Consider the following 24374-nt stretch of genomic DNA (forward strand, 5'->3'; position numbering starts at 1 on the left):
CGCGGGTCATTGCCAGGGGAAATTGCAAGGGAAATTGCCTGCGTTGCAAAACGGCGCGGAAACGCCAGCGATGCTGTCAGCCAGCAGGCCGGTCGCGCGTCAATCCTCGTGCAGCACAAATTCCAGGTAAAGATTGCGCTGCAGGATCGAGTGGTTGTCGTCGGACATCAGCGACACGATCAGCGCGCCATCGTCGCGGGTCCACACGTCGAGCGCTTCCATGTTGTCGATCTGGTAGCCCATGTCGGCTTCGAGCAGCACCGGCCCGTCGGCGACGGCGCCCTTCTCGACGCTTTCGCCATATATGCGCCGCAGCCGCATCTTGACGCCGCCGGCCATCGAAAAACTGCGCTCCAGAAGCAACAGGTCGCCGTCCGGCAGGAAGGCGCCGTCGGTGATGTCGAAATCGCCATTGCGCTTGATGGTGAAGACGCCCTTGCGCGGCCCTTCGATGATCGCGGCAAAGATGTTGCCGGTCTTGTCGAGGCTCTTTTCCGACACCACGACCAGCCCGCCCGCGTGCTGCCCGTAAGGATGGGCGCGGGTGACGGTCTCGAAGCCGCGATTGCGGCGGAGTTCCCAGGCCGGGATCAGGAAGTCCAATTGCCTGAACGGCGCCTTCATGTCGTCCGGATCGATCTTGAACTCGGCGATACGGTGATCGCGCTCGAAACCGACCGTGGCAATGCCGTCCTTGACCGCGAGGCCTTCGGCATCGACCGCCCATTTCTCGTCGATCGGCTGGCCGGCCGCATCGACCATCTGCTGCATGCGAAAATTCTGGATGCCGGAAGGCCGCTTGTCGGCATCGTGGACGAGGGTGCCGAAGAACCAGAAGCCGGTGTCGGCGACGCCGATGAAATCGCTGCCTGGCTTGAGGAAACGAAGCGCCGACAGCGCGCCGAAATCGCGCGTCGACGAGGTCATTTCGAGCCCGCCGACGAATTCGAGCGGCCCGAACTGTTTTTCGTCATTGCCGATGCGAAACTGGGTTATGGGCCGGGCCGAGATTTCGGCCGGCTCGACCGAGGCCGGCCCGGCAGCGACAGCCGGGGCCAAAGTGATGCCGAACAACGCGATGGCGGCCAAAAGCTTCTGCCAAAAGCCGCCGCGGGAAAAAATCATCCGGCGCGCCGCATGCCGCCGCGCCGCGTGTCGCGCACGGTTTCCTCGGCGAACAGCGAGGCCAGCTGCTCGGTCATGGCGCCGGCCAGTTCTTCGGCATCGACGATGGTGACGGCGCGGCGATAGTAGCGGGTGACGTCGTGGCCGATGCCGATGGCCAAAAGCTCGACCGGCGAGCGCGTCTCGATGAGCTCGATGATGGCGCGCAGATGCCGCTCGAGATAATTGCCCGGATTGACCGACAGCGTCGAATCGTCGACCGGCGCGCCGTCCGAGATCATCATCAGGATCTTGCGCTGCTCCGGCCGCGCGATCAGCCGGTTGTGCGCCCACAGCAGCGCCTCGCCATCGATGTTTTCCTTGAGCAGGCCCTCGCGCATCATCAGGCCGAGGTTGCGGCGCGCCCGCCGCCACGGATGGTCGGCGGATTTGTAGATGATGTGGCGCAGATCGTTGAGCCGGCCGGGGTTCGGCGGCTTGCCTTCCTTCAGCCATTTCTCGCGCGCCTGCCCGCCCTTCCAGGCGCGGGTGGTGAAGCCGAGGATTTCGACCGAGACGCCGCAGCGTTCCAGCGTGCGCGCCAGGATGTCGGCGCAGGTGGCGGCGACTGTGATCGGCCGGCCGCGCATCGAACCCGAATTGTCGAGCACCAGCGACACCACCGTGTCGCGGAATTTGGTATCGCGCTCCTGCTTGAAGGACAAAGGCTGCATCGGGTCGATGACGACGCGCACCAGCCGTGCCGGATCGAGATAGCCTTCTTCGAGGTCGAAATCCCAGGAGCGGTTCTGCTGCGCCATCAGGCGGCGCTGCAGCCGGTTGGCCAGCCGCCCGACGACGCCGGAAAGGTTGGCGAGCTGCTTGTCGAGGAAGGCGCGCAGCCGGTCGAGCTCCTCCTCCTCGCACAGTTCCTCCGCACCTACGGTCTCGTCGAAGGCCGTGGTGAAGACCCTGTAGTCGATCTCTTTCGGCAGATTGGTGAAGGGATTGTCGTTGCGGCGCGCCTCGCCGGGCGTCTCCGCATCGGCGTCGTCATCGTCGGAGAGATCCTCGGCGGTGGCGTCGGAGGCCTCTGTCTCGGCCGATTGCTCGTCGTCCGACGATGCCTCTGTATCCTCGGACTGCGACTGCTCGGAGCCCGAATCGTCTTCGCCGCCCTCCTCGCTCTGCTCCTCGCCTTGCGGCTGGTTTTCGTCGTTGTCCTCCGAGTCTTCCGTCTCCTGGTCATCGCCGAGCTCCTCGGCCATTTCCATGGAGGCGAGCATCTCGCGCACCACGCGGGCGAACGCCTGCTGGTCGTCGAGCTTTGCCGACAGCCCGTCGAGATCGGCACTGGCCTTTTCCTCGACCCAAGGGCGCCAGAGATCGACCAGCCGTTCGCCGCTCTTCGGCACAGTGCGGCCGGTCAGCTTTTCGCGCACCATCAGCGCCAGCGCCTCCTCGATCGGCGCGTCGGCCTTGTCCTTGACGTCGATGAGGTTGGCCCTGGCGTATTTGTCCTCCAGCATCGAGCCGATATTGTCGGCGACGCCCTGCATGGCGCGGCTGCCGATCGCCTCCACCCGGGCCTGCTCGACCGCGTCATAGATGGCGCGGGCCTGCTTGCCTTCCGGTGCCAGCCTGGTGTGGATGCGCGCATCGTGGCAGGCGCGCTTCAGCGCCATGGAATCGCCGAGCCCGCGGGTGATGGCGATGTCGGCCTTTGATGCCTTCTTCGGCAATTCGGGCAGCCGGGCGCGGCTGCCGGCCAGCGCCGGCCGGTCCTTGGCGAAGCCGACCTCGAGATCCTTGTCGCCGGCAATGGCGCGCATGCAGACGGTGACGGCGCGCTTGAAGCTGTCATTCTCAGCGCCGGTCTTGGATTTGTTTCGCGTGTTGTCGCCCGGACCCGCCATCGAGACTCTGCTTAGCCCAGCACCACATTGGCAGCCGATTCCGGCAGATCTTCGCCGAAGGCGCGCTGATAGAATTCGGCGACCAGCGAGCGTTCCAGCTCGTCGCATTTGTTGAGGAAGGTCAGCCGGAACGCCATGCCGATATTGCCGAAGATTTCGGCATTCTCGGCCCAGGTGATAACCGTGCGCGGGCTCATAACCGTCGACAAATCGCCGTTGATGAAGGCCGAGCGCGTCATGTCGGCGACGCGCACCATCTTGTTGACGATCTCCTTGCCCTTGCCATCGCGGTAGTGCTTGGCCTTGGCCAGCACGATGTTCACTTCATTGTCGTGCGGCAGGTAGTTCAGCGTGGTGACGATCGACCAGCGGTCCATCTGCGCCTGGTTGATCTGCTGGGTGCCGTGGTAGAGGCCGGTGGTGTCGCCCAGCCCAACCGTGTTGGCGGTCGAAAACAGCCGGAAGGCCGGGTGCGGGCGGATGACCCGGCTCTGGTCGAGCAGCGTCAGCCGGCCCGACGATTCCAGCACGCGCTGGATGACGAACATCACGTCCGGACGGCCGGCATCGTACTCGTCGAAGCACAGTGCGACATTGTGCTGGTAGGCCCAGGGCAGGATGCCGTCGCGGAATTCGGTGATCTGCAGCCCGTCCTTGACCACGATGGCGTCCTTGCCGACGAGGTCGATACGGCTGACATGGCTATCGAGATTGACACGCACGCAGGGCCAGTTGAGGCGGGCGGCGACCTGTTCGATATGCGTCGACTTGCCGGTGCCGTGGTAACCGGACACCATGACCCGGCGATTGTAGGCAAAGCCGGCGAGGATCGCCATGGTCGTGTTCTTGTCGAACAGGTAGTCCGGATCGATGTCGGGGACATGCTCGCTCGTCACCGCATAGGCCGGCACCACCATCTTGGAGTCGAAGCCGAATGTCTCCTTCACCGACACCGTGGTGTCGGGCAGGTTGGCGATGTCGCGATCGACCTTGTTCATCTCTATCAACGTCTCCACAAGCGAAACGCCGCGTTTCGCCGGCAATCGATTTTGTTCGGGGGCGGTCTTAGAGCCTTTTCCAACCTTATGAAAGTTGGAAAGCGACACGAACCGTATGGTCGCTCAGCACAAACCTGCCTGCTTGAGCACGCGATACGCCTGGAGCACATCGCGGAACCGGTCTTCCGAACCTCTGTCGCCGCCATTCGCATCCGGGTGGTGGCGTTTCACAAGTTCCTTATAGCGCGCCTTGATATCCTTGCCAGTTGCCTTTGTATCAAGGCCAAGCGTTTCCAGTGCCTTGGCCTCAAGCGGCTTGGCCTTGCGCTCGCGTGCTTCGCGCGGGTCTTTCGGGCCTTTGAACAGGTCGAACGGATCGCGCATGCGATTGTAGTAGCCGGCGCGACCGGAGCGCGCCTGGGCAAAGTCCGGCGAGGAGCGGGTCGAGGCGCCGTTGACGCCCATTTTCCAGGTCGGCCGATGGCCGGTCATGGCTTCCTTCTGGAAGCGGGCGATCTCGGTGTCGGGAACGCCCGAGAAATAATTGAAGCCTTTGTTGTACTCGCGCACATGGTCGAAGCAGAACTGGAAATACTCGCCTTCCTTCATCCGTCCGACCGGGGCACGGTGGGTACCGGCCTCCTTGCAGCCATCCCACTGGCAGATCGGCGAACGCGACTTCAGCTCCGCGTCCTTCTCCGGGCGGATGCGAATCTTCTCGAAATATTTTGGGTACGGCTTCATCTCACCCATTTATGGGCTGTTCGCTGATGCGAAACAAGAATTGACATTTTCGCGATGATCGCCCTAACCGCTGAATCGCGGCATAAAACCGGCGAATTGCGAATTTTGTGCGATGACATAGATGTGGTGAAGGGAAGCGGCGATGTCCATACAGGCAACGATGGAAGGTAAGCTGAAAAAGGCGTTTTCGCCGGAACGGCTGGACGTCATCAACGAAAGCCATCTCCATGCCGGGCATCATCATGTGGATTCCGGCCATCACGCCACCTTCGACGGCACTGGCGAGACGCATTTCCGCGTCCGCATCGTCGCCCCCGCCTTTGCCGGCATGAGCCGCGTCGAACGTCACCGCGCAGTCAACGATCTGCTGGCCGAGGAGTTGAAATCCGGCGTCCACGCCCTGGCAATCGAGCCGGTGGCGCCCGGTGAAAAGACCCGCTGGTAAATTTCAGCCGAGGCTCGCCCTCAGGAAGGCCATCACCGCTGCGGTCAATGCATCGCCTTCGGTGCCGAAGTCGCGATTGATCGACATGTGCGAATAGTCGCTGCCGTCGAACAGCGTGACCTTGGTTCCGGTGGCGCGCAGACGCTCGGCGAAGGCCTGCGCGTCCGCCGCGCGGGCTTTCGCGCGCGAATGGGCGATGAAGGTCGGCGGGTGCTTGCGGCCTTCCACATAGGTGACAGGCGACAGCGCGCGCCACTGCGCCGGATCGGGAAAGGCGCGGGCATAGACCCCTGCCATGCCGCCGCTTCTGGCCAGCGCCTCCAGATCGTAGGCCCTGGTGTCGTCGAGAACCAGCGCCGCGACGCCGGGCAGGCCGCCGCGCAGCCCGGTCAATGCGACGAGATGGCAGCCGGCCGAATGGCCCATGGCGACGATCCGGTCCGGATCGCCGCCATGCCTGGCGATGTTGGCGCGGACGTAACGATAGGCCAGTTCGACATCTGCCGCCTGGGTGGCGACGTCGGCTTCAGGCAGCATCCGGTAGTCGATCGAGACGAAGCCGAAGCCATTGTCGAGCAGGAAACCAGGCTTGGAATTGACATTGTTGCGGTTGCCGACCCGCCAGGCGCCGCCATGGACGAAGAAGACGACCGGCAGGCCGCTTGCGCCATCGCGGGAATAGATGTCGAGCTTGGCCGGCCCATAGTCGAAGGTTTCGGGCGACGGCGAACGCAGCCGCAATGCCGCCGCCTGTCCCGGCAGCAGCGCCGCCATCGACGCCAGAAGCAGGCTTCGCCGATCGATCGTCATCAACTCCTGACTGCCCACGGCTGCCACAAGGTGCGCACTGTCATTCTCCAAGCATCGCCGGCTTGATCCTCAGCCGCGCGATACGGTTCTTGTCGCGCTTCATGACGACGAAGCGCTTGCCGTGAAACGTAAAGGCCTGCTTTTCGTCCGGGATCGACTGCGCCTCGTGGATGACAAGGCCGGCGATGGTGGTGGCTTCCTCGTCCGGCAGGTTCCAGTCGAGCGCCCGGTTAAGGTCGCGGATCGGCACCGTGCCGTCGACGACGACGGAGCCGTCGGCCTCCTGCTTGACGCCCTGGATGTCGATGTCGTGCTCGTCGGCGATCTCGCCGACGATCTCCTCGATGATGTCTTCCAGCGTCACCAGCCCTTCGACCTCGCCATATTCGTCGACGACGATGGCGAAATGCGCCTTGCGGCGCAGGAAGGCATTGAGCTGCTCCTGAAGCGTCGTGGTGTCGGGCACGAACCACGGTTTCGACGCGATCTTCATCACGTCGATCCTGGAAAAATCGTTGCCGACCTCGTTCAGCGCGCGCAGCAGATCCTTCGCGTGCAGCACGCCGACAATGTTGTCGAGCGAACCCTTCCACAACGGCATGCGGGTGTGCGGGCTCTGCAGGATCTCGCGAACCACCGCTTCGGGCGGGTCGTCGGCGTTGACGGAGCGCATATTCGTGCGGTGGACCATGACGTCCGACACTTCGAGCTCCTCGAGGTCGAACAGGCCGCCGATGCGGGCGCGGTCCTCGCGCACCACCTGGCCGTCGCGGCGGAAATCGTCGACGGCGCCGCGCAGTTCCTCGCGCGCAGAGCGCTGCGGCTCGATGCGTTGCAGCTCGTAGCCGAAGGCGGCGAGCAGGCGCCGGCGCAAGACGAAGCCCAGCAGGCCGAGGCCGGCGAGCACGGCAGCCGCGATCCAGCCGGCCTGGCTCATCCCGGGCGGCTTTCCTGCCGACCCGGATGGTTCTCCCGGAGGAACGCCAGCACTTCCGAGGCCGGCACATCCCGGGCGATAAAGGCCTGGCCGATGCCGCGCGTCAGGATGAAGGTCAGCGCGCCGCGCGACACCTTCTTGTCCTGGGTGATGAAGGAGAACAGCGTCTCGGCATCGGGCAGTTCGCCGGGAATGTCGGCCATGCGCCAGGGCAGACCGACGGCGCGAAGATGCGCCTCGACACGCGCCGCGTCGTCGGGGCTCGCCAAATTGAGCCTTGACGAAAAGCGGTGCGCCAGCGCCATGCCGATGGCGACGCCCTCGCCATGCACGAGCCTTGCGCCGTCATAGCCGGTCGCCGCCTCCAGCGCATGACCTAAGGTGTGGCCGAGATTGAGCAACGCGCGGTCGCCGGTCTCGAACTCGTCGCGGGCAACGACGTCGGCCTTGGCACGACAGGCCTCGGCGATGGCCGCAGCCCGCTCCGGCCCGCCGGCAAACACTTGACGCCAGTTTTCTTCCAGCCAGGCGAAAAACTCGGGCCGGTCGATCAGCCCGTATTTGGCCAGTTCGGCATAGCCGGCGCGAAACTCGCGGATTGGCAGCGTGTCGAGCACTTCGGTGTCGGCCAGCACCAGCCTAGGCTGGTGGAATACCCCGACCAGGTTCTTGCCGCGCTTGCTGTTGATGCCGGTCTTGCCGCCGACGGAGGAATCGACCTGCGCCAGCAGCGAGGTCGGAACCTGCACGAAGTTCATGCCGCGCCGCGCGATGCCGGCGGCAAAGCCGGCGAGGTCGCCGACGACGCCGCCGCCGAGCGCGATGACGACGTCGCCGCGCTCCAGCTTGGCGGCCAGCACGCCGTCGACCACCTCTTCGAGATGCGCAAAGCTCTTGGTCTTTTCGCCTGGCGGCAACGTGATGACGGCATGTTGGATGCCACCGCTTGCCAGGCCGGCCGCAAGCGTCGCGAGATGCGCGGCCGCGACGTTTTCGTCGGTGACGACCGCCGCCCGCGTCCCCGGCAGACGGCGCGAAATCTCGGCGCCGGCGCGTGACAGCAGGCCGGGACCGATCAAAATATTGTAGGCACGCTCGCCAAGCCCGACTTCGACAGAGACCGTTGCATCAGCGCTCACGACCGCACCTCGTCAATATCGGCAACGCCGAGATGGCCGCGCAGCGCGTCCACCACTTCGGCGGCAATGATCTCCTTGCGGTCGTCGCGGGTCGGCACGACGACGTCGGCCGCGGCATAAACCGGGTAGCGTTCCGCCATCAGCCGTTCCAGCACGGCGCGTGGATCGGCGCTTTTCAGCAGCGGCCGGTTCTGTTTCTTGGAAACGCGCTCCATCAACAGGTCGATCTCGGCTTTCAGCCAAACCGACACGCCATGGCTGGCGATCGCCTCGCGCGTCTGCGCGTTCATGAAGGCGCCGCCGCCGGTCGACAGCACCTGCGGCCCGTGCTCCAGCACACGCAGGATGACGCGCTGCTCCAGTGCTCGGAACTCCGCCTCGCCATAGCGCTCGAACAGGTCCGGGACGCTCATGCGCGAAACAGTTTCGATCTCCTGGTCGCTGTCGATGAAGGGCAGTGCCAGCATCGCCGCCACCTTGCGGCCGATCGCCGTCTTGCCGGCGCCCATCAGCCCGACGAAGACGATGGAACGGCCGCCCAGCCGGCCGAGCAGCGCGGCATGGCTCTCGCCCGGAGGATTTGCTGGTAGCGCGTTCATGCTTCTAGGGCCTCTTTGGCGGCGTATCGACATCAAAAGCCTGTTTGCGTCAAGCGCGGCGCAACCGGGACTATGGGCTTCACCCTTGAATTGGCCGGATTGGCGTCTCATAAGGGCACAGGGTTGGAAATGCAGAATAAGACGACGGGCGAAAATTAATGCCAACACTGTTTCGCTTTGTCGTGACGCTCGCGATTCTGGCCGGCATTGTCTATGGCGCGATGTTCGCCCTGGTCATGTTCGTCGAGCCGAGGAAGGCGGAAATGAGCGTGCGTATCCCTCCGGAAAAGCTCAATCCCAAAAAATGAACAGCGCCGCCCGCATCGAAGCCTTCCTGGAGATGATGAGCGCCGAGCGCGGCGCGGCCGAAAACACGCTTTCCTCCTATCGCCGCGACCTCGAAGACGCTTCCGTCGGGATCGGCGGTGGGCTTGCCGCTGCCACCAGCGCCGACATCCGTACCTATCTCGACGACATCGCCGCGCGCGGCTTTGCCGCCACCTCGCAGGCGCGCAAATTGTCGGCGATCCGGCAGTTCTTCAAGTTCCTCTACGCCGAAGGCCTGCGGGGTGACGATCCGACCGGCACGCTGGACAGTCCGAGGAAAGGCCGGCCGCTGCCTAAGACGATGAGCGAGGCCGATACCGGCCGGCTGCTCGACCGCGCGGCGCAGGAGGCGGTGGACCCCTCCATGCATGACGGCGACAGGCTGGCGGCGCTGCGCCTGCACGCGCTGGTCGAGGTGCTCTACGCCACCGGCTTGCGCGTTTCGGAGCTGGTCGGCCTTCCCGTGACGGTGGCACAGCGCGACGACCGCTTCTTCATGGTGCGAGGCAAGGGCAACAAGGAGCGCATGGTGCCGCTGTCGGCCAAGGCGCGCACCGCGATGCGGACATGGCTTGCCGCACGGGGGGCGGTGCCGGCTCTTGCCGACAGCCCGTTCCTGTTTCCGGCTGCCTCCGACAGCGGCTATCTCTCGAGACAGGTCTTTGCCCGCGAGCTGAAAGAGCTTGGCGCTCGGGCCGGCATTGCCACGGCGAAGATATCGCCGCATGTGCTGCGCCATGCTTTCGCCAGCCATCTGCTGCAGAACGGCGCTGATCTCAGGGCCGTGCAGCAGTTGCTTGGCCATGCCGATATTTCAACGACGCAGATCTACACGCATGTGCTGGAGGAGCGGCTGGTGCGTCTGGTCAACGATCATCATCCGCTTGCCGACTAGGCGTCATGCCGCTATGTGAGAACGACGTTCCACCGCGCCCAGCCTGCATTTTCAGGCTTGCGTCAGTCATTGCCTTCCGACTTGCCGGTCCGCCCAAGAATGTACAATTACCTCGATTTCGAAAAGCCTGTGCAGGATCTCGAAGGCAAGATCCTTGAGCTGAAGAAGCTTGCCGAGAACGGCGAGGCGGTCGATGTCGGCGATGAGATCGCCCGTCTCGAGAAGCGCTCGCGCGATGCGCTGCGCGACGCCTACAAGGCGCTGACGCCGTGGCAGAAGGTGCAGGTGGCGCGCCATCCGGACAGGCCGCATTGCATCGACTACATCAAGGGCCTGCTTACCGATTTCACGCCGCTCGCCGGCGACCGCAATTTCGGCGAGGACCAGGCGATCGTCGGCGGCTTCGCCCGCTTCCGTGGCGAGCCGGTGGCGATCCTCGGCCAGGAAAAAGGTTCCGACACGGCAAGCCGGCTGAAGCATAATTTCGGCTCGGTCCGGCCGGAGGGCTACCGCAAGGCGGTGCGGCTGATGGAACTCGCCGACCGCTTCCAAATCCCGCTGCTGACGCTGGTCGACACTGCCGGCGCCTATCCCGGCGTCAACGCCGAAGAGCGCGGCCAGGCGGAAGCCATCGCCCGCTCGACCTCGGCCTGCCTTGGCCTGAAGGTGCCGTCGATCTCGGTGGTGATCGGCGAAGGCGGCTCCGGCGGCGCCATAGCGATCGCCACCGCCAACCGCGTCTACATGCTCGAACACGCCATCTATTCGGTGATCTCGCCGGAGGGCGCCGCCTCGATCCTGTGGCGCGACACCACGCGGTCCAAGGACGCGGCGACCAACATGAAGATCACGGCGCAGGACCTGCTGGAGCTGAAGATCATCGACGCCATCATTGCCGAGCCGCTCGGCGGTGCCCATCGCGCCCCCGAAACGGTGATCGCCGCAACCGGCGACCACATCGCCAGGACGATGAAGGAATTCTCCGGCGCCAACACCGATTTCCGCGAGCATCGCCGCGAGAAATACCTGGCGATGGGCCGCAATCTATAACATCCGGCAGGCACGCGGCCCGAAATGTGGCGGCGTGAACCAGTTTCGCCACAAAAATGCCGCCGCATTCGGCTCAGTGGGGTTGCCGTAAGGGGACGCGCCAGCATGATTGCGGTAAGGAATTTTCAAGGTTAACGGGCTTAGGGTCCGTCAGTGGTCAGTTTAGCAGCCGCGGCGTCCGCGGTGCAGAGATGAAGACGATAGCCATATCCATGTTTGCCAAGCTTGCCCGCACCGGAGTTCTGATCGCTGCGATCGGCGTCGCCGGTTGCAATGATGCTTCGATGAAGGATTTTGCGCCGCAAGCCAACAAGCCGCTGCCGGACAAGATCCTGGCCGAGATGAAGGCCAAGGGCATGGTCCGCACCTCCTCGGTGATGGCCCGCATCTTCAAGGAAGAAGGCAAGCTCGAAATCTGGAAGGCCAAGACCAACGGCCGCTACGACCTGGTCGCCAGCTACGACATCTGCAAATGGTCGGGCAAGCTCGGGCCGAAGTTCACCGAAGGCGACCGCCAGGCGCCGGAAGGCTTTTACACGGTCCGCCCGGCACAGATGAACCCGCGGTCGAATTACCACCTGTCCTTCAATATCGGCTACCCGAACGCCTATGACCGCGCCAATGGCCGCACGGGTTCCAACCTGATGGTCCATGGCGCCTGCTCGTCGTCGGGCTGCTATTCGATGACCGACGCGCAGATCGAGCAGATCTACGCCTTCGGCCGCGACGCCTTCCAGGGCGGCCAGACCGAATTCCAGATCCAGGCTTTTCCGTTCCGCATGACCGCCGCCAACATGGCGCGTTACCGCAACGACCCGAACTACGAATTCTGGAAGATGCTGAAGGTCGGCTACGACAATTTCGAAGTCACCAAGGTGCCGCCGAAAGTCGACGTCTGCGAGAAGCGCTACGTCTTCAACCAGGTTGCGGCCGACGGCTCGACCTTTAATCCGACCGGCGCTTGCCCTGCGACCACCCAGCCCGATTCGCTGAAGAGCGCCATCAACGCCTATCAAAGCACCTATGAGGCGGCCTTCAACGGCGCCATGAAGGCCAGCGTGCCGGCACCCAAGCCGACCATCGCCGGGATCAAGGAAGCCAGCATCGTTTCCGACTGGTCGAAACGGCGTGCGCGCGGCGAACGCGTTCCGATCGAGCCGCCCTCGCTCAACCCGGACGGCACCGTGGCCGAAACGGCGCGCATGGGCCGCATCGATTCGCCGGCGGGCCGCAAGATGGCGGCGCTCGATGCCGAAAAGGCCGCCAAGCAGAAGGCCGAGGAACAAAGGCTTGCCGCCATAGAAGCGGCCAAGGCCGCGAAAGAGGCAGCCAAGGCACAGGCCTTGGCCGAGAAGGAAGCTGCCAAAGCCCAGCCGCTCGCCGAAAAGGAAGCTGCCAAGACCGCCGCCGAGATGCCTGTCGCCACCGCCACCGTAGCGCCATCGGAAGCCGCCCCGGCAGTCGAAACGCAGGCTGCGGACGCCGAAAGCACGGCGACAAGGTTGAAGAAAAAGCTGCTCGGCATGTTTGGCGGCTGAACTTCATGCTTGAGCAAGAAGATGGGGGCCAAGAACACAGGCCCTCAACTAGCCCCGCCGCCGTCTACGACCTCAAAGGCTTGAACTGCCCGTTGCCGGTGCTCAAGGCAAAAAAGCGCCTGGCCGCAATGCAGCCGGGCAGCCGGCTGTGGCTCGAAACCACCGACCCGCTCGCCGTCATCGACATTCCCGCCTTCTGCGCCGAGAGCGGCCATCGGCTGATCGAAACGGCGGCGGCGTCAGGCGGCCACCGCTTCCTGGTCGAGCGCGGGATCGGCTGCGTCTCGACTTAGCTCGTTCGGGCGAAAGCGGCTGAGCGGGATAATCTCCCCCCTTGAGGGGGAGATGGCCGGCAGGCCAGAGGGGGTTGCCGCGCGTGAAGCGCCAACCTTTTCTTTCGTCCCACAGGGGGTCGCGCCAGCCGAGGCGACCCCCTCTGTCGCCTTCGGCGACATCTCCCCCTCAAGGGGGGAGATCACGATCCGGCAATAGCCAGCGGGTTGCTTTCCAGTGCTGCGCGATCCGGCGTGTCGATCGACGGCCGGTTGGTGAAGGCGGCGAACAGCCGCCGGACATAGTCTTCGGGCATGTCGAGCGTGATCAGCACCAGTCTGGTGCCGCGCTGGCTGTCCGGCCAGGCCGGCAGTTGCACCGGCGGATGCAGGATCTTCTGCACGCCATGGATAACCAGCGGCCGCGACGGGTCTTCTGCAAGCTCGATGACGCCTTTCATCCGCAAAAGGCGCTCGCCATGCGCCGAGCGCAACAGATCGAGGAACATCTCGATTGCCGAAAACGGCACCGGCCCGTCATGAACCAGCGAATACGAACGCACGCGGGAATCGTGCCTGTGGTCATGGTGATCATGGTCGGCATGGTCATGCCCGTCGTGATCATGCCCGCCGTGGTCATGCCCGCCGTGGTCATGGTCGTGGCCGGCTTCTTCGCCGAGCCAACGCTGCACATCGACGGATTTGGTGGCCGGATTGTAGAGGCCGCTATCGAACAGGGTCGCGGTGCTTGCCTCGCCGGCGTCGAGCACCACGGCGCCCGGGTTGAGCTGCCTGAGCCGCGCCCGCAACGCCTCGACATCGCCTGCATCCGTGGTCAGGTCGGCCTTGCTGAGCACGATGCGATCGGCGACGGCCACCTGCTTCACCGCCTCGACATGCGCATCGAGCGTCGCATTGCCGTTGACGGCATCGACCAGGGTGATGACGCCGTCGAGCCGGAAGGCCTGGACCAGGGCCGGGTGTGCCATGATCGACTGCAGTACGGGGGCGGGATCGGCGAGCCCGGTGGTTTCGACGATGACGCGGGCAAGCCGGTCGATGCGGCCGGTCTGCAGGCGGTCGACGAGGTCAGCCAGCGTGTCGACCAGCTCGCCGCGCACCGTGCAGCAGAGACAGCCGTCGGAGAGCTGGATGATGCCGTCGGAGGCCTGCTCGACCAGGAGATGGTCGATCGCCACCTCGCCGAACTCGTTGATGATGACGGCGGTGTCGGCGAGCGCCGGATCCCGGAGCAGCCGATTGAGCAGCGTCGTCTTGCCGGCACCGAGAAAGCCGGTGAGCACCGAAACGGGGATCGGGAAACCGGCCATGCGGCTAGTTCAGCGCCTTGGCCGGCTGCTGGACCTGCGCGGCGGTGGCGGATCCGGCCACAACTGGCTCGGCGCCGGCCGGCGGCGCCCGGTCCGGCCGCCATGTCGGCAGCGGCACGTCGGCATATTCCTGCCCGGAGGCGTCGAGCATCGCCTTCGGCTTCGGTCCCGTGGCGCCGCCGAGGCCGACGGCGATCAGCGTCGGTACATGGTCGAGCTTTTCCTGATAGGGCGATTTCGGCACGTCCTTGCCCTTGTCGCCGACGGCGGGTGCGGTTTCCGACTGCTCCTCGACCGGCTTCTTCTTGCAGATTTCGTCATTCATGTCGTTGGCCGACATGGTGTCGCCATAGGCGGGCAGCGCCGCTACCGTCAGCCAGCTCGGCGCCGGCGTTGCAAAGCCCTGGTCGAGCAATTTTGCCGCCGCCTCGGCGCGGGTAATGGCCGATTGCTCGCCGAGCACTACGGCGACCAGGGTGCGGCCGTTGCGGGTCGCCGAGCCGATCATGTTGAAGCCGGACGAGCAGACGAAACCCGTCTTCATGCCGTCGGCACCCGGATAGCGGCCGATCAGCAGGTTGTAGTTGGAGATCGCCTTCTTGCCGACGGCAAGGCCTTCGATCGAGAACCAGGGGGCATATTGCGGAAATTCCTTGCGAATCGCCATCACCAGCAAAGCGAGATCGCGCGCTGTCGTATACTGGTCCGGCGAATAGAGCCCGTTCGGATTGACGAAATGGGACCCGCTCATGCCGAGCCTCTGCGCTTCGGCGTTCATGCGTTCGGCGAAAGCCGCTTGCGAACCGCCGATATTCTCGCCGACCGCCATGGCGATATCGTTGGCCGATTTGACCAGCATCATCTTCAGCGCATTGTCCAACCGCATCACCGAGCCCGGGTTGAAGCCCATTTTGCTCGGCGGCTCGCCGGCAGAATGTTTCGTTACCTTGATCGGCGAATCGAGCTGGACCTCGCCCGCGGCAATCGCCCGAAACGCCACATAGGCGGTCATCAGCTTGGTCAGCGAAGCCGGGTACCAGCGCCTGAACGCCTCCTGGTGCTGCAGGATCTTGCCGCTGTTCAGGTCGAACAGGATTGTCGGATTGGCCAAGGCAGGCCCGGCCAGCGCCGCAAGCACCACCGTGCCCGCCACCAACAGTTTGAGGAAATGCCTGTAGCGCATCATGAAAACCGAAATAGCCTCTTGCCGCAGTCCCACCTGGCTCCGTAAGATTTCGTTACACGATCGCCAGGATAATGGTCCGGCCCTCTGTTCCCGGACCACAGTCGCGGTGCTATTTACTCTATGTGACGTCAACATGGCAAAGTGCTGCCGATCACAATGTGGAAGCAGCAGCACAATGCAAAGCAGCGTGCATGGTTGCAAGGCAGCAGGCACAATTGCAAAGCAGCAGGCCAAGACCGCCTGCTCCAACAGCGAAATGGAACCATCATGCCGATCCTGAACCGAGCCGCCGAAATGCAGGACGAGGTGGCCGGCTGGCGCCGCCATTTGCACCAGACGCCGGAGCTGAATTTCGACGTCTTCAAGACCGCCGCTTTCGTCACCGAGAAGCTGAAGGCTTTCGGCTGCGACGATATCGTGACGGGTTTGGGCAAGACCGGCGTCGTCGGCATCATCCGCGGCCGCCACGGCGAAGGCTCGACCATCGGCCTGCGCGCCGACATGGATGCCCTGCCGCTCAACGAGATCACCGGCAAATCCTATGCTTCGACCGTCCCCGGCAAGATGCACGCCTGCGGTCATGACGGCCACACCGCGATGCTGTTGGGTGCCGCCAAATACCTCGCCGAAACGCGCAATTTCGCCGGCTCCGTCGCGGTCATCTTCCAGCCGGCCGAAGAGGGCGGCGGCGGCGGCAACGAGATGGTCAAGGACGGTATGATGGAGCGCTTCGGTATCTCCAAGGTGTTCGGCATGCACAACATGCCGGGCCTGCCGGTCGGTCAGTTCGCCATCAGGCCGGGTCCAATCATGGCGGCGACCGCCGAATTCACCATCACCGTCAAGGGCCGGGGCGGCCACGCGGCGATGCCGCACGGCACCATCGACCCGATCGTCATCACCAGCCAGCTTGTCGGCGCATTGCAGACGATCGCCTCGCGCAGCACCGATCCGGTCGAGGCGGTGGTCGTCTCGGTGACGAAATTCCACGCCGGCGACGCCTATAACGTCATTCCCGAGACGGCCGAGATCGCCGGCACCGTACGCACGCTGAAGAAGGAGGTCGCCAAGAAGGCCGAAGAGCGCATCCGCGCGCTTTGCCAAGGCCTGGGCGCTGCCTTCGGCGCGACAATCGAGGTTGATTACAATGCCAATTACCCCGTCACCTTCAACCATCCGGAAGAGACGGTCTTTGCCAGCGACATCGCGGCCGACGTCGCCGGCGACAGCCATGTGCACCGCGCGATCCAGCCGGTGATGGGCGGCGAGGATTTCTCCTACATGCTTGAAGCGCGGCCGGGCGCCTTCATCTTCATCGGCAATGGCGATACCGCCGGCCTGCACAACCCAGCCTACGACTTCAACGACGAGGTCATCCCGCACGGCATGAGCTATTGGGTGAAGCTGGCGGAAACGGCGCTGGCGGCGTAGCCGTTCGGCATCGGCGGTGCGGCAACCGCGGCACCTCTGGGCGGCAAAACCGGGCAGGACATGCTCTGCTGGTCACTTCCGGCCGGACGACTTCCGGGCAAGGCCGAAGGCAATGCCCAGAGCAATACCTATACCGATGCCCGCAACAATGTTGTCCAACACGACGCCGATAGCCACGCCGATCACGACGCCAAGTGTGAGGTGTTTGGCATCCATTATGCCCGGTCATGTAGCGTGGAAGGGAAGAGCCGCAACCGCTACGGTCCGCTCTTCGGATCCTCGACCTCCAGCGCCTCCATGACCGGCGCCAGCTCATTGTCGTCGGCAGCCTGCGGCTCTTCGCCTGTCCTCGCCTTCGTCAGGGCTGCCTCGATCGCCTCCTGGATATTGCCGAGCTCGTCTTCGCGAACCTCGTGGCCATAGCCGGCAGCGTCGGCATCCTGTTCGAATTGCTGCGCCAGGACGGCGACGCTCACCTCGCTCTCGGCCGGCAGATTGCCGACATTCTCCTGCAGCCAGGTTTCAAAGAACTCTTTGGTCGCGCTCATGCGGTCTCTCCTTCGGGACACTAAAGCGCGCCGGCATCCCGAAAGTTCCGCTATCTGAGCCGTCTTTGCGCCCGTTGCCGGCTGCCCCGCAATTCAGCGCGGCCAGGCGGCGTTGGCGCCGCCTGGCTCGGCTGCTTACTGGCTGGCAGCAGTCGTCGGTTCACACGACACGTTCGGGTTCATATCGGCGAACGCGCCGGTCGGGTTGCCCTTCCAGGCCCAGACATGCAGCTCGTAGAACGGACCGAGGCCATAGCGATTGGGCGCACTGTTGAAGTTGAACAGATGTCCGTCGAGCGAGGCCGGGCCTTTCGAGGTGATGTATTCGACCGCGATCAGTTTTAGCGTGCCGTCGGCCATCGGCTCGTACATGACGGCTTCAGGCTTGGCGACATCGACCGCGTCGTCCTTGAGGTAGCCCGGATTGACGTAATGGATGCCCATTGCGCCGCCGGTGATGCCGCTGGCGCAAGGAATGGGCGCATAGCCCTCAGCGGTCGCCGCCGCCACATTCTCGAAGCGGCTGTTGGCCGCGCGTACCTTGTCGGCCAGCGGATTGGGACCGGACGCGGGCGCTGCCTGATGCGCCTGCGCCAGCGCAGTGCAGGCCGACAGCAGCGCCGCGGCAGCGAGAACTCTATTGCGAAAGTTGATTGTCATAGTCATTCCATTCTTCTTGAAAAGCACAGCCCGGCTGGCCGCCGGAGGTAAGGAGGTCCGGCAGGTGGGCGCTGTGGCTGTTGTTGCTGGGAGATCCCTATCCCGATGCGACGAATGCAGGGGAAGATCATCCCTTCGGCAGATACGGGATCGTCCCAGCCAGATCGGAGTTGTCGATCAGCTGGAAACGGCTGTCGCTGCCGCCCTGACGGGCCGAAACGAACGGTGCGTAGGCAGGATCGTCGGTGAAGGCGCGCGCCGCTGCCTCGGTCGGGAACGCCATCAAGGCAATCAGCGTCGTGTCGAGCGGCTTGCCTTCGAGTGTCTTCACATTGCCGCTGCGCGACAGATATCTGCCGCCGTGCTTGTGAACGAGGTCGTGGACCGACGCGGCATAGGCCGGCATCCACTTCGGGTCCCTCACCTTGATGTCTGCGATAACGTAAGCGGTCATGGGTCATGTCTCCTGGTCGTGCACAGGGGTATCCCGTGCAGCGGCAGAGGGGTCGCACGGCAAGGGTCGCGCCAGCCAGTCCGCGATCTGTACTGGTGTGGTACAGTTTCTGTACTCGCCGTGCCGCGGGGGAAGGCCTATGATCCCGGCTGAGTTTGAGGGGAAGGCAACATCATGACCCAGTCCGGATACAAGCAGTTCTGCCCGCTATCGATGGCCGCCGAGGTGCTGTGCACCCGCTGGACCATGGTTCTGCTTCGCGAATTGGTGGCGGGCTCGACCCGTTTCAACGATCTGCGCCGCGGCGTCCCCAAAATGTCGCCGACCCTTCTGTCGCAACGCCTCAAGGAGCTCGAGCTGGCCGGGATCGTCGAGCGCAAGGAGGTGCGCGGCGAGAAAGGCATCTTCGAATACCGGATGACCGAGGCAGGCAGGGATCTGCGTTCCGTTGTCGAGGCGATGGGCTTTTGGGGGCAGAAATGGGTCGAGTCGCGGCTGTCGCTGAAGAACCTCGATCCGTCGCTGCTGATGTGGGACATGCGGCGCAACCTCAACGCGTCACCGCTGCCCGACGGCCGCACGGTGATACAATTTCTGTATCAGGAGCTCCCCGCCTCCAAGCGGTCATGGTGGCTGATCGTCGAGAAGCACGGCGAGGTCGACCTCTGCTGGTACGATCCGGGCTTCGATGTCGATCTCTACGTCTCGACCGACCTGCACACCATGACCGAAATCTGGATGGGCCTGATCACCGTCGAGAAGGCCGGGGCGAAAGTCATCTTGACGGGAGACCAGAATATCGCCCGTAAAATGCAGACCTGGCTGGGCCTGAGCCCGTTCGCGGTCGAACCCAAGCGAGCTGCCTAGCTGCCTCTTGGCGAAACGTCCCGAAGCGGTTATGTGTCGGGCGCGATGGTCCCGTAGCTCAGTAGGATAGAGCGGCAGATTCCTAATCTGTAGGTCACAGGTTCGATTCCTGTCGGGATCACCATGTTTTTCAAGTACTTAGCGCGAAATCGCCGTACTTTTTTTGCAGGATTTTTGCGAAATAAGTACGGCGAATTTCGCAGACCTTCAGACTTTGGGCACACATATTCCAGGGCGAAGCGGCCCAAAACCGCTGCGAAGCGCGGCGCTACGATGCCTAAATCGAGGTAGGTAATCGTTGTTCCCAATCAACTTGCCCGTTTTTCGACGCACCGAGACGACGGACGACAGCCGCTACCGACCGTCAGCGTCGACGTCTCCTTGGCGGCGCCGAAAGGTCTCGCTACTTCGTCGTTCAATCGAGACCGCGGCGAGTAAGAATGCGAACATCGGCATCATCGATCACGAGGTCGAACTCGACTCGTGTGTCCATCCGTCCCCTTAGGGCGGATTGTCCACCAAAGTCCGCATCATAGGGGGAATGGACGCGCCCGGTCTGGCGGCTAGAGGAACGGAACGCTATCATTTTATTGTATTAGTAATGACGCATGAAATGGCCTACAATTGACTCTACCCGGCAGCGCCACTGGCAGCCGGTAGGCCCGGCGGCCCGCTGGAACCCCCGATCGGCTGTCGGCCCGTCCCCATGAAAGTTACGTGCGGTGGCGACCAACGTGAGACGAGATCGAACCAACAACCCCGCAACCGGCATCAAGGGCAAGCGCCACGGGCCGCCGGCCAACGACGAAGCAGGATATTTCGAGTTCTGCCCCGTTTGTGGCCAGACGTTCGACAAGCGAAACCTTGGCGAGGTGCTGCATCACTGTCTCCCCGACCATGAGCCGTTGAACTCGATGAATAGGTGACTAGCGTTCGAACAGATGGTTTCGCTCATCCAAGATCGTGATCGGTCCCAACCAGACGATCTCAAAAGTGATTGCGGATGTGGTCGTTAAAGTAGTGGGCTTGGCGAAGGCCGCTTTGAACCCGGCAAAGGTCTCAGGTGGTACCCGGAACCATTGCACATTGAGCGGAATTGGCTGAAAGTGATCGAACCACAGGACAGGGATGTCGGACGGCCACCTATTCAAGGTGGCCGGGGCGCGGGTTAACGTGATTCGGGTCGATCGGCAGGACAGGGGGAGAAATGCACCCTTGGACGAAGGCTGAGCTTGCGGAGATCACCGGAGGCATATGGGAAGGCGAGTTGCCGGAAGCCTGGACGACCGACTGCATAGCCTTCTGCGACGCACTGATCGGCCCCGGCGCGCTCGTCATCCCGCGCGTTGGCACCTACCGTTACGGAGTACACCCCAGGAAGATCAGGCGCTTCAGGCGACAGGGGCTCGCGCTCCTCGCGGACCGAGAGTACCGGCCCAACTTCGAAGGCTTGCCGTTGCTCCGGGTGGCTTCGGTCCGCGTCGCCATGAAGTATCTCGCCGAGCGAGCGCGGTCTGCTTACGGCGGACGCCTGATCGCGGTTGGCGGCAGCGTCGGCAAGACGAGCACCACGGCGATGATCAACGTCATTCTCACCGCAGCTGGTTATCCACCTTTTCCGGGCGAAAACTTCAATACCGTCTCCGGCGTGCTCGGCCTGATCGCCAACCTTCCCCCTGATGGCATCCACGCTGTCGAGGTGTCGATTGGCTTTTTTCGGCGGCTCCTTGAGGTATCTGCGCTCAAGCCGCATGTCGCTCTTATCACGACGATCGGCGACGCCCATCTCGAAGAGTACGGCTCGCGTGAGGCCATCGCCAAGTTGAAAGCCCGCCTGTACGATGTCGCTGAGGGCGGCACTGCGATCATGCCTCGGGATTCCGAGCATTTCGAATATCTCCGAGCCCGCGCGCTGTCGTTCGGGGCGAAGGTCGTGTCCTTCGGTGGACATGCTAAGGCCGACTACCGGCTCGTGGACTATTCGCACGAAGATCAACTGGTGCGTGCGGTCCTGAAGGGCCGGGATTTCGCCTACAAGCTAGGTAATCCAGGGCGGCACATGGCAGTCAACAGCCTCAGCGCGCTGGCGGCTGTCGATTCGCTCGGCCTTGATCTGGGAGCTGCGACCAATGCGCTCGGGGAGGTGCAGGCCATCCACGGACGTGGCGAAGTCATACGCATCGCCCTCGCGTCCGGCGAGATCCATGTCGTCGATGAGGCCTACAACGCGAATCCGACATCGGTGGCCGCCGTGCTGGCGGCACTCGCTGAGGGGAAGCGCGCAAGTGGGGGCCGAAAGCTTGCCCTTCTTGGCGACATGCGGGAACTCGGGCCACGATCGGCCGAATTTCACGCCGGTCTGGCGGAACCCGTTCTCGCGGCCGATCTGGATATGGTGATCACGGTTGGGACGCAGATGACATATCTCCGTCGTGCCCTGCCGGAGTACCTCCTCGGCCCACACTTCGCGACAGCAGACGATGTGTTGCCCGAGCTCGCCACTATCCTGCGCGCGAAGGACCGCCTTCTTGTGAAAGCTTCGAATGCCATGGGTCTGCATGAAGTTGTAACTCGCTTGCGCCGGCAATTTGGACGCTAGTCCGCCGCGATATAGCATCGGTGTTTGAGGAGTGCCCGAAACGTTGAGATTCGTCGAATTTCGCTGTTTTTTTGGACCAAAGCAGAAAAATTGACCGGAGATCAGCTCCGCCCATGACTGGTTCCACTACCAAACAGTCTCAGGCACTTGGCGGAAAATTGTGCTTCGCCGCCTGATTCGATCTGTGCTGCCTCCGGGTGACCAGGGTAGCGCCGGCTGGACGCCGCCAACCGAAGAGCTGCGCACAGTCATGCCCGCTCGGTCATTTCGGCCATGCATATAACGGCAGCCGCCGGGAATGGTTGGTTGGTCCGAGCCCAATGCAGCAACAACAAAGATTAGCCCTGTGCCGAGCACTGACATCAGTATTGCTTCAGCGAAGGAGCACTATTCCTAAGTCTCCAAGGCCTTTCGGCGGAGTCGCACCATACCAGTCCAGGGCCACACTCGAGTTGCCACTATAGAAAAATTGCCACGCAACAATCCAACCTGAGTTGGCAGTCGACTTCAGGTCTGTTGTCCCTCTCATCCGAAAACGATGATGGGGCAGGTAGATAGCCCCTTCAATTAAGTAGTTTTTGTTTCCGGACAATGAGACCGTGGGCACAGAGGGCGTAACTGTGCGTGACCCGAAGATAGCGATGCCAGCGTAAATGCCACTCGTGGGAGCCGAAATCCTTACGCCACCTTTGCCTGCTGACTGAATAATGCTTGACTCGGAGTCAACGAATATCGTGACTTCGTCGCCCGAGAGATTCACATGGCTGCCGATGCTCACTGTTGCGTTCTGAAAATAGTGAACTCCGGGAGAAAGAACGACATTTCCATCGAGGTCAATGTTTCCACAGAACACCCGGCCGGCCGGAATGGTAACATCGGTCAGCATCTGATCACTGTAGTCGCAGCCGTTCGGTGGAACGGGCTGCGGTAGATCGACAAGGGGGTCTGCAAGTTCGGGTTGGTTGGTTTTCGGGATGATGGTGTAACCGCCGCCTTGGTAATTGCCCACTATAGAGATTTTTCTGGCGACAATCTTTCCGGTTCCAACGTGCCTCAGTGCCCTTGGACTGGAGGAATTCACTTGGATACCGCAGTTTGGCACCGAAAGCCCCCCGGAACCCATTACCGTCAGCGCTCCATTTGAGGCAGGATCGAGGACATAGAAGCAATAATCCGGCGCGGCTTTTCGGGCCGTTGCCGCCGCGTGAAGGTTAATGCTCCGAATTCCAGCAAGACTCATGAAAGCGGTTGGCATTCCAGCTGAGATTTCAACCGCCGCCTCTCGCGTCCCAGCAGAAGGAGTGGTGATGCTCACCCCAACGACAGCGCCGGTCACGAAGGAGCCATTGGCCAGCGCCCAATTCTTCGCGGCCTGGACGGCTGCTTCGTTTCCTCCGTCGCTCTCGACAGCAACAAGAGCCGCCGAATCGGCTATCTCCTGCAGCTTGGATCTCCAGGAAGCGGCGTTGGTAAAGTCAATGCTAAGGCCGAGGGCCAAGCCCAGTGGCACCACCATTAAGGCCATCGCGACGGCAAAGTTCCCCCGTTTTTCGGGCGGCAGATCTTTCAGTCTCCGCATCCAGAAGCCCTCTCTTAAGAGCAACTTAGACCGAAGATGGTTTAGAATTTACTAAATTAGAACAACAAAACGCAGCGGCAATTCACGCTCGGCAAAAAGGCGATGCAAGCTGTCTCGCTGCTCATTGAGCTGAGTGAAACGCGGCAGACCTTGAAGTCAGCGATGTGCTAATTCTTTACTTAAGGCCGAAGACTTGCTGAGCCTGGTCAGACTGCAACAAGTCGCGTGCCGAATGTCCGACACCCGGCAAAATCACGAGACGCCAATTGAAAGGCCACCCGTTAGCGGTCGCGACAGCTTGCGCCAGCTCAAAAGTGAACTGCCCCCGATCCAAACGCGTCTCTCCTTGGCGCATAGCAGCTGCGCTTTCGTTTAGATCGACATCGCCAGTGTCGTCTTCTCCAAGATAGATCGTTAGAGGCAAAGCCAGATAGGCCTTCAACTCCTGAGAGGCTTGATCCGGCGTATAGACGCAGCCCGAGGAGAGACATCCCAGCCCGTAGGCTGCCGCCTCTGCTAGGGAAGGCAATACGTAGGTCGACGGATTGGCTACGACCACTCTCTTGGCATCCGACAAGGCAAATGCTGCAACACGCGACATGAATTGACCTCCCGCCGAGTGCCCAAAAAGGTAATACTGGGCAGTCGGCAGCCCCTCTCGGGCCCTCGCCCAGTTTACCAAGCCCTTCACGTACCAGACAGTCCACCTGTCCCGAGGTTGAATTGTGCCCGAGTTGACAATGCCTCCCCGCTGATAGCTCCAGCCTGGGAACCTTTCCAGGTCGAAAAGCGGCGCCATAACGATCAGGCAATTTCGATCCGCAAGAGGCTGCGCGTAGTCTCGGTAGGATTCGGCCGTTCGGCTTAGTCCATGGAACACGAACAGGATCGATGGATTGGAACAGTTCTTCGGATGATAGGTGTATACTGTCAACTTTATGCCGT

General features: G+C 62.7%; 25 protein-coding genes and 1 tRNA gene. 10 read left to right on the forward strand and 16 right to left on the reverse strand.

From position 1 onward, the window contains the following. Window positions 1-99: 99 nt before the first annotated feature. From NKI52_RS00695 to NKI52_RS00710, 4 genes are all read right to left on the reverse strand, one after another. Complete coding sequence (locus NKI52_RS00695) at window positions 100-1125, reverse strand: esterase-like activity of phytase family protein (RefSeq protein WP_352570587.1); 1026 nt, start codon at window positions 1123-1125, stop codon at window positions 100-102. After that, on the reverse strand, window positions 1122-3020 hold the full coding sequence (gene cobT / locus NKI52_RS00700) for a cobaltochelatase subunit CobT (RefSeq protein ID WP_023677891.1): 1899 nt from the start codon (window positions 3018-3020) through the stop codon (window positions 1122-1124). The genes NKI52_RS00695 and cobT overlap by 4 nt, the downstream gene beginning before the upstream one ends. An 11-nt stretch (window positions 3021-3031) precedes the next feature. After that, complete coding sequence (gene cobS, locus NKI52_RS00705; RefSeq protein ID WP_352451201.1) at window positions 3032-4018, reverse strand: cobaltochelatase subunit CobS; 987 nt, start codon at window positions 4016-4018, stop codon at window positions 3032-3034. 123 nt (window positions 4019-4141) lie between these two features. Then, window positions 4142-4771: a J domain-containing protein gene (locus NKI52_RS00710; RefSeq protein WP_036238769.1), complete on the reverse strand. Its 630-nt coding sequence runs from the start codon at window positions 4769-4771 to the stop codon at window positions 4142-4144. 133 nt (window positions 4772-4904) lie between these two features. On the opposite strand from NKI52_RS00710, the gene NKI52_RS00715 reads away from it, so the two are divergent. Further along, on the forward strand, window positions 4905-5207 hold the full coding sequence (locus NKI52_RS00715; RefSeq protein ID WP_023677889.1) for a BolA family protein: 303 nt from the start codon (window positions 4905-4907) through the stop codon (window positions 5205-5207). 3 nt (window positions 5208-5210) lie between these two features. On the opposite strand, the gene NKI52_RS00720 is transcribed toward NKI52_RS00715, so the two are convergent. From NKI52_RS00720 to NKI52_RS00735, 4 genes are read right to left on the reverse strand one after another with little or no spacing between them, the layout of a single operon-like run. Then, window positions 5211-6017, reverse strand: a complete 807-nt coding sequence (locus NKI52_RS00720) for an alpha/beta hydrolase (RefSeq protein ID WP_023677888.1) — start codon at window positions 6015-6017, stop codon at window positions 5211-5213. 40 nt (window positions 6018-6057) lie between these two features. Further along, on the reverse strand, window positions 6058-6954 hold the full coding sequence (locus NKI52_RS00725; protein WP_023677887.1) for an HlyC/CorC family transporter: 897 nt from the start codon (window positions 6952-6954) through the stop codon (window positions 6058-6060). Continuing rightward, window positions 6951-8093, reverse strand: a complete 1143-nt coding sequence (gene aroB / locus NKI52_RS00730) for a 3-dehydroquinate synthase (protein WP_023677886.1) — start codon at window positions 8091-8093, stop codon at window positions 6951-6953. Before aroB ends, NKI52_RS00725 begins: the two co-directional genes overlap by 4 nt. Further along, window positions 8090-8692 carry a shikimate kinase gene (locus tag NKI52_RS00735; RefSeq protein WP_352457618.1) on the reverse strand — a complete coding sequence of 201 codons (603 nt, stop codon included), beginning with the start codon at window positions 8690-8692 and terminating at the stop codon, window positions 8090-8092. The genes aroB and NKI52_RS00735 overlap by 4 nt, the downstream gene beginning before the upstream one ends. A gap of 158 nt (window positions 8693-8850) precedes the next feature. Here NKI52_RS00735 and NKI52_RS00740 point away from each other — a divergent pair, with 158 nt between their 5' ends. The 5 genes from NKI52_RS00740 (at window position 8851) to NKI52_RS00760 (ending at window position 12795) form a co-directional block, all read left to right on the forward strand. After that, window positions 8851-9000 carry a hypothetical protein gene (locus NKI52_RS00740; RefSeq protein WP_023677884.1) on the forward strand — a complete coding sequence of 50 codons (150 nt, stop codon included), beginning with the start codon at window positions 8851-8853 and terminating at the stop codon, window positions 8998-9000. After that, window positions 8997-9914 (forward strand): site-specific tyrosine recombinase XerD, encoded by a 918-nt coding sequence (locus tag NKI52_RS00745; RefSeq protein ID WP_023677883.1) that lies wholly within the window; start codon window positions 8997-8999, stop codon window positions 9912-9914. The genes NKI52_RS00740 and NKI52_RS00745 overlap by 4 nt, the downstream gene beginning before the upstream one ends. A 99-nt stretch (window positions 9915-10013) precedes the next feature. Beyond that, window positions 10014-10964: an acetyl-CoA carboxylase carboxyltransferase subunit alpha gene (locus tag NKI52_RS00750; protein WP_023677882.1), complete on the forward strand. Its 951-nt coding sequence runs from the start codon at window positions 10014-10016 to the stop codon at window positions 10962-10964. A gap of 212 nt (window positions 10965-11176) precedes the next feature. After that, on the forward strand, window positions 11177-12502 hold the full coding sequence (locus NKI52_RS00755; RefSeq protein WP_352574939.1) for a L,D-transpeptidase family protein: 1326 nt from the start codon (window positions 11177-11179) through the stop codon (window positions 12500-12502). Window positions 12503-12507: 5 nt separating this feature from the next. Next, a complete protein-coding gene (locus tag NKI52_RS00760) occupies window positions 12508-12795 on the forward strand; it encodes a sulfurtransferase TusA family protein (RefSeq protein ID WP_352574904.1) in 288 nt (95 codons plus the stop codon). A 182-nt stretch (window positions 12796-12977) separates the two neighbouring features. Here the strand turns inward: NKI52_RS00760 and NKI52_RS00765 are convergent, their stop codons facing one another. Both NKI52_RS00765 and NKI52_RS00770 read right to left on the reverse strand, forming a co-directional pair. Continuing rightward, a complete protein-coding gene (locus NKI52_RS00765) occupies window positions 12978-14105 on the reverse strand; it encodes a CobW family GTP-binding protein (protein ID WP_352589741.1) in 1128 nt (375 codons plus the stop codon). Window positions 14106-14109: 4 nt separating this feature from the next. After that, window positions 14110-15288, reverse strand: coding sequence for a D-alanyl-D-alanine carboxypeptidase family protein (locus NKI52_RS00770; RefSeq protein ID WP_352457638.1), 1179 nt, complete (start codon window positions 15286-15288; stop codon window positions 14110-14112). A 270-nt stretch (window positions 15289-15558) separates the two neighbouring features. On the opposite strand from NKI52_RS00770, the gene NKI52_RS00775 reads away from it, so the two are divergent. Then, window positions 15559-16722 (forward strand): M20 aminoacylase family protein, encoded by a 1164-nt coding sequence (locus tag NKI52_RS00775; protein ID WP_352451192.1) that lies wholly within the window; start codon window positions 15559-15561, stop codon window positions 16720-16722. 72 nt (window positions 16723-16794) lie between these two features. On the opposite strand, the gene NKI52_RS00780 is transcribed toward NKI52_RS00775, so the two are convergent. The 4 genes from NKI52_RS00780 to NKI52_RS00795 all read right to left on the reverse strand — a co-directional run bounded on the left by NKI52_RS00780 (window position 16795) and on the right by NKI52_RS00795 (window position 18384). Beyond that, window positions 16795-16938 (reverse strand): glycine zipper domain-containing protein, encoded by a 144-nt coding sequence (locus NKI52_RS00780; protein WP_198023575.1) that lies wholly within the window; start codon window positions 16936-16938, stop codon window positions 16795-16797. Between the two features lie 41 nt (window positions 16939-16979). Next, window positions 16980-17270 (reverse strand): hypothetical protein, encoded by a 291-nt coding sequence (locus tag NKI52_RS00785; protein WP_352451191.1) that lies wholly within the window; start codon window positions 17268-17270, stop codon window positions 16980-16982. 135 nt (window positions 17271-17405) lie between these two features. Continuing rightward, on the reverse strand, window positions 17406-17936 hold the full coding sequence (locus NKI52_RS00790; RefSeq protein WP_352570595.1) for a hypothetical protein: 531 nt from the start codon (window positions 17934-17936) through the stop codon (window positions 17406-17408). Window positions 17937-18057: 121 nt separating this feature from the next. After that, window positions 18058-18384, reverse strand: a complete 327-nt coding sequence (locus NKI52_RS00795) for a DUF1330 domain-containing protein (RefSeq protein WP_023677873.1) — start codon at window positions 18382-18384, stop codon at window positions 18058-18060. Between the two features lie 174 nt (window positions 18385-18558). On the opposite strand from NKI52_RS00795, the gene NKI52_RS00800 reads away from it, so the two are divergent. The 3 genes from NKI52_RS00800 (at window position 18559) to NKI52_RS00810 (ending at window position 21850) form a co-directional block, all read left to right on the forward strand. After that, window positions 18559-19251, forward strand: coding sequence for a winged helix-turn-helix transcriptional regulator (locus tag NKI52_RS00800; RefSeq protein WP_352696794.1), 693 nt, complete (start codon window positions 18559-18561; stop codon window positions 19249-19251). 47 nt (window positions 19252-19298) lie between these two features. Continuing rightward, window positions 19299-19375, forward strand: a tRNA-Arg gene (locus tag NKI52_RS00805). Window positions 19376-20458: 1083 nt separating this feature from the next. After that, window positions 20459-21850, forward strand: a complete 1392-nt coding sequence (locus tag NKI52_RS00810) for a UDP-N-acetylmuramoyl-tripeptide--D-alanyl-D-alanine ligase (protein WP_352570596.1) — start codon at window positions 20459-20461, stop codon at window positions 21848-21850. A gap of 373 nt (window positions 21851-22223) precedes the next feature. Here NKI52_RS00810 and NKI52_RS00815 read toward each other — a convergent pair whose 3' ends face one another. After that, window positions 22224-23429 carry a TadE/TadG family type IV pilus assembly protein gene (locus NKI52_RS00815; protein WP_352574895.1) on the reverse strand — a complete coding sequence of 402 codons (1206 nt, stop codon included), beginning with the start codon at window positions 23427-23429 and terminating at the stop codon, window positions 22224-22226. 175 nt (window positions 23430-23604) lie between these two features. Continuing rightward, window positions 23605-24030 carry a hypothetical protein gene (locus NKI52_RS00820; protein ID WP_352451186.1) on the reverse strand — a complete coding sequence of 142 codons (426 nt, stop codon included), beginning with the start codon at window positions 24028-24030 and terminating at the stop codon, window positions 23605-23607. Window positions 24031-24374: the final 344 nt, after the last annotated feature.

Origin of the sequence: Mesorhizobium sp. M0590 (assembly GCF_040320905.1) — a bacterium.
Classification (GTDB): Bacteria; Pseudomonadota; Alphaproteobacteria; order Rhizobiales; family Rhizobiaceae; genus Mesorhizobium.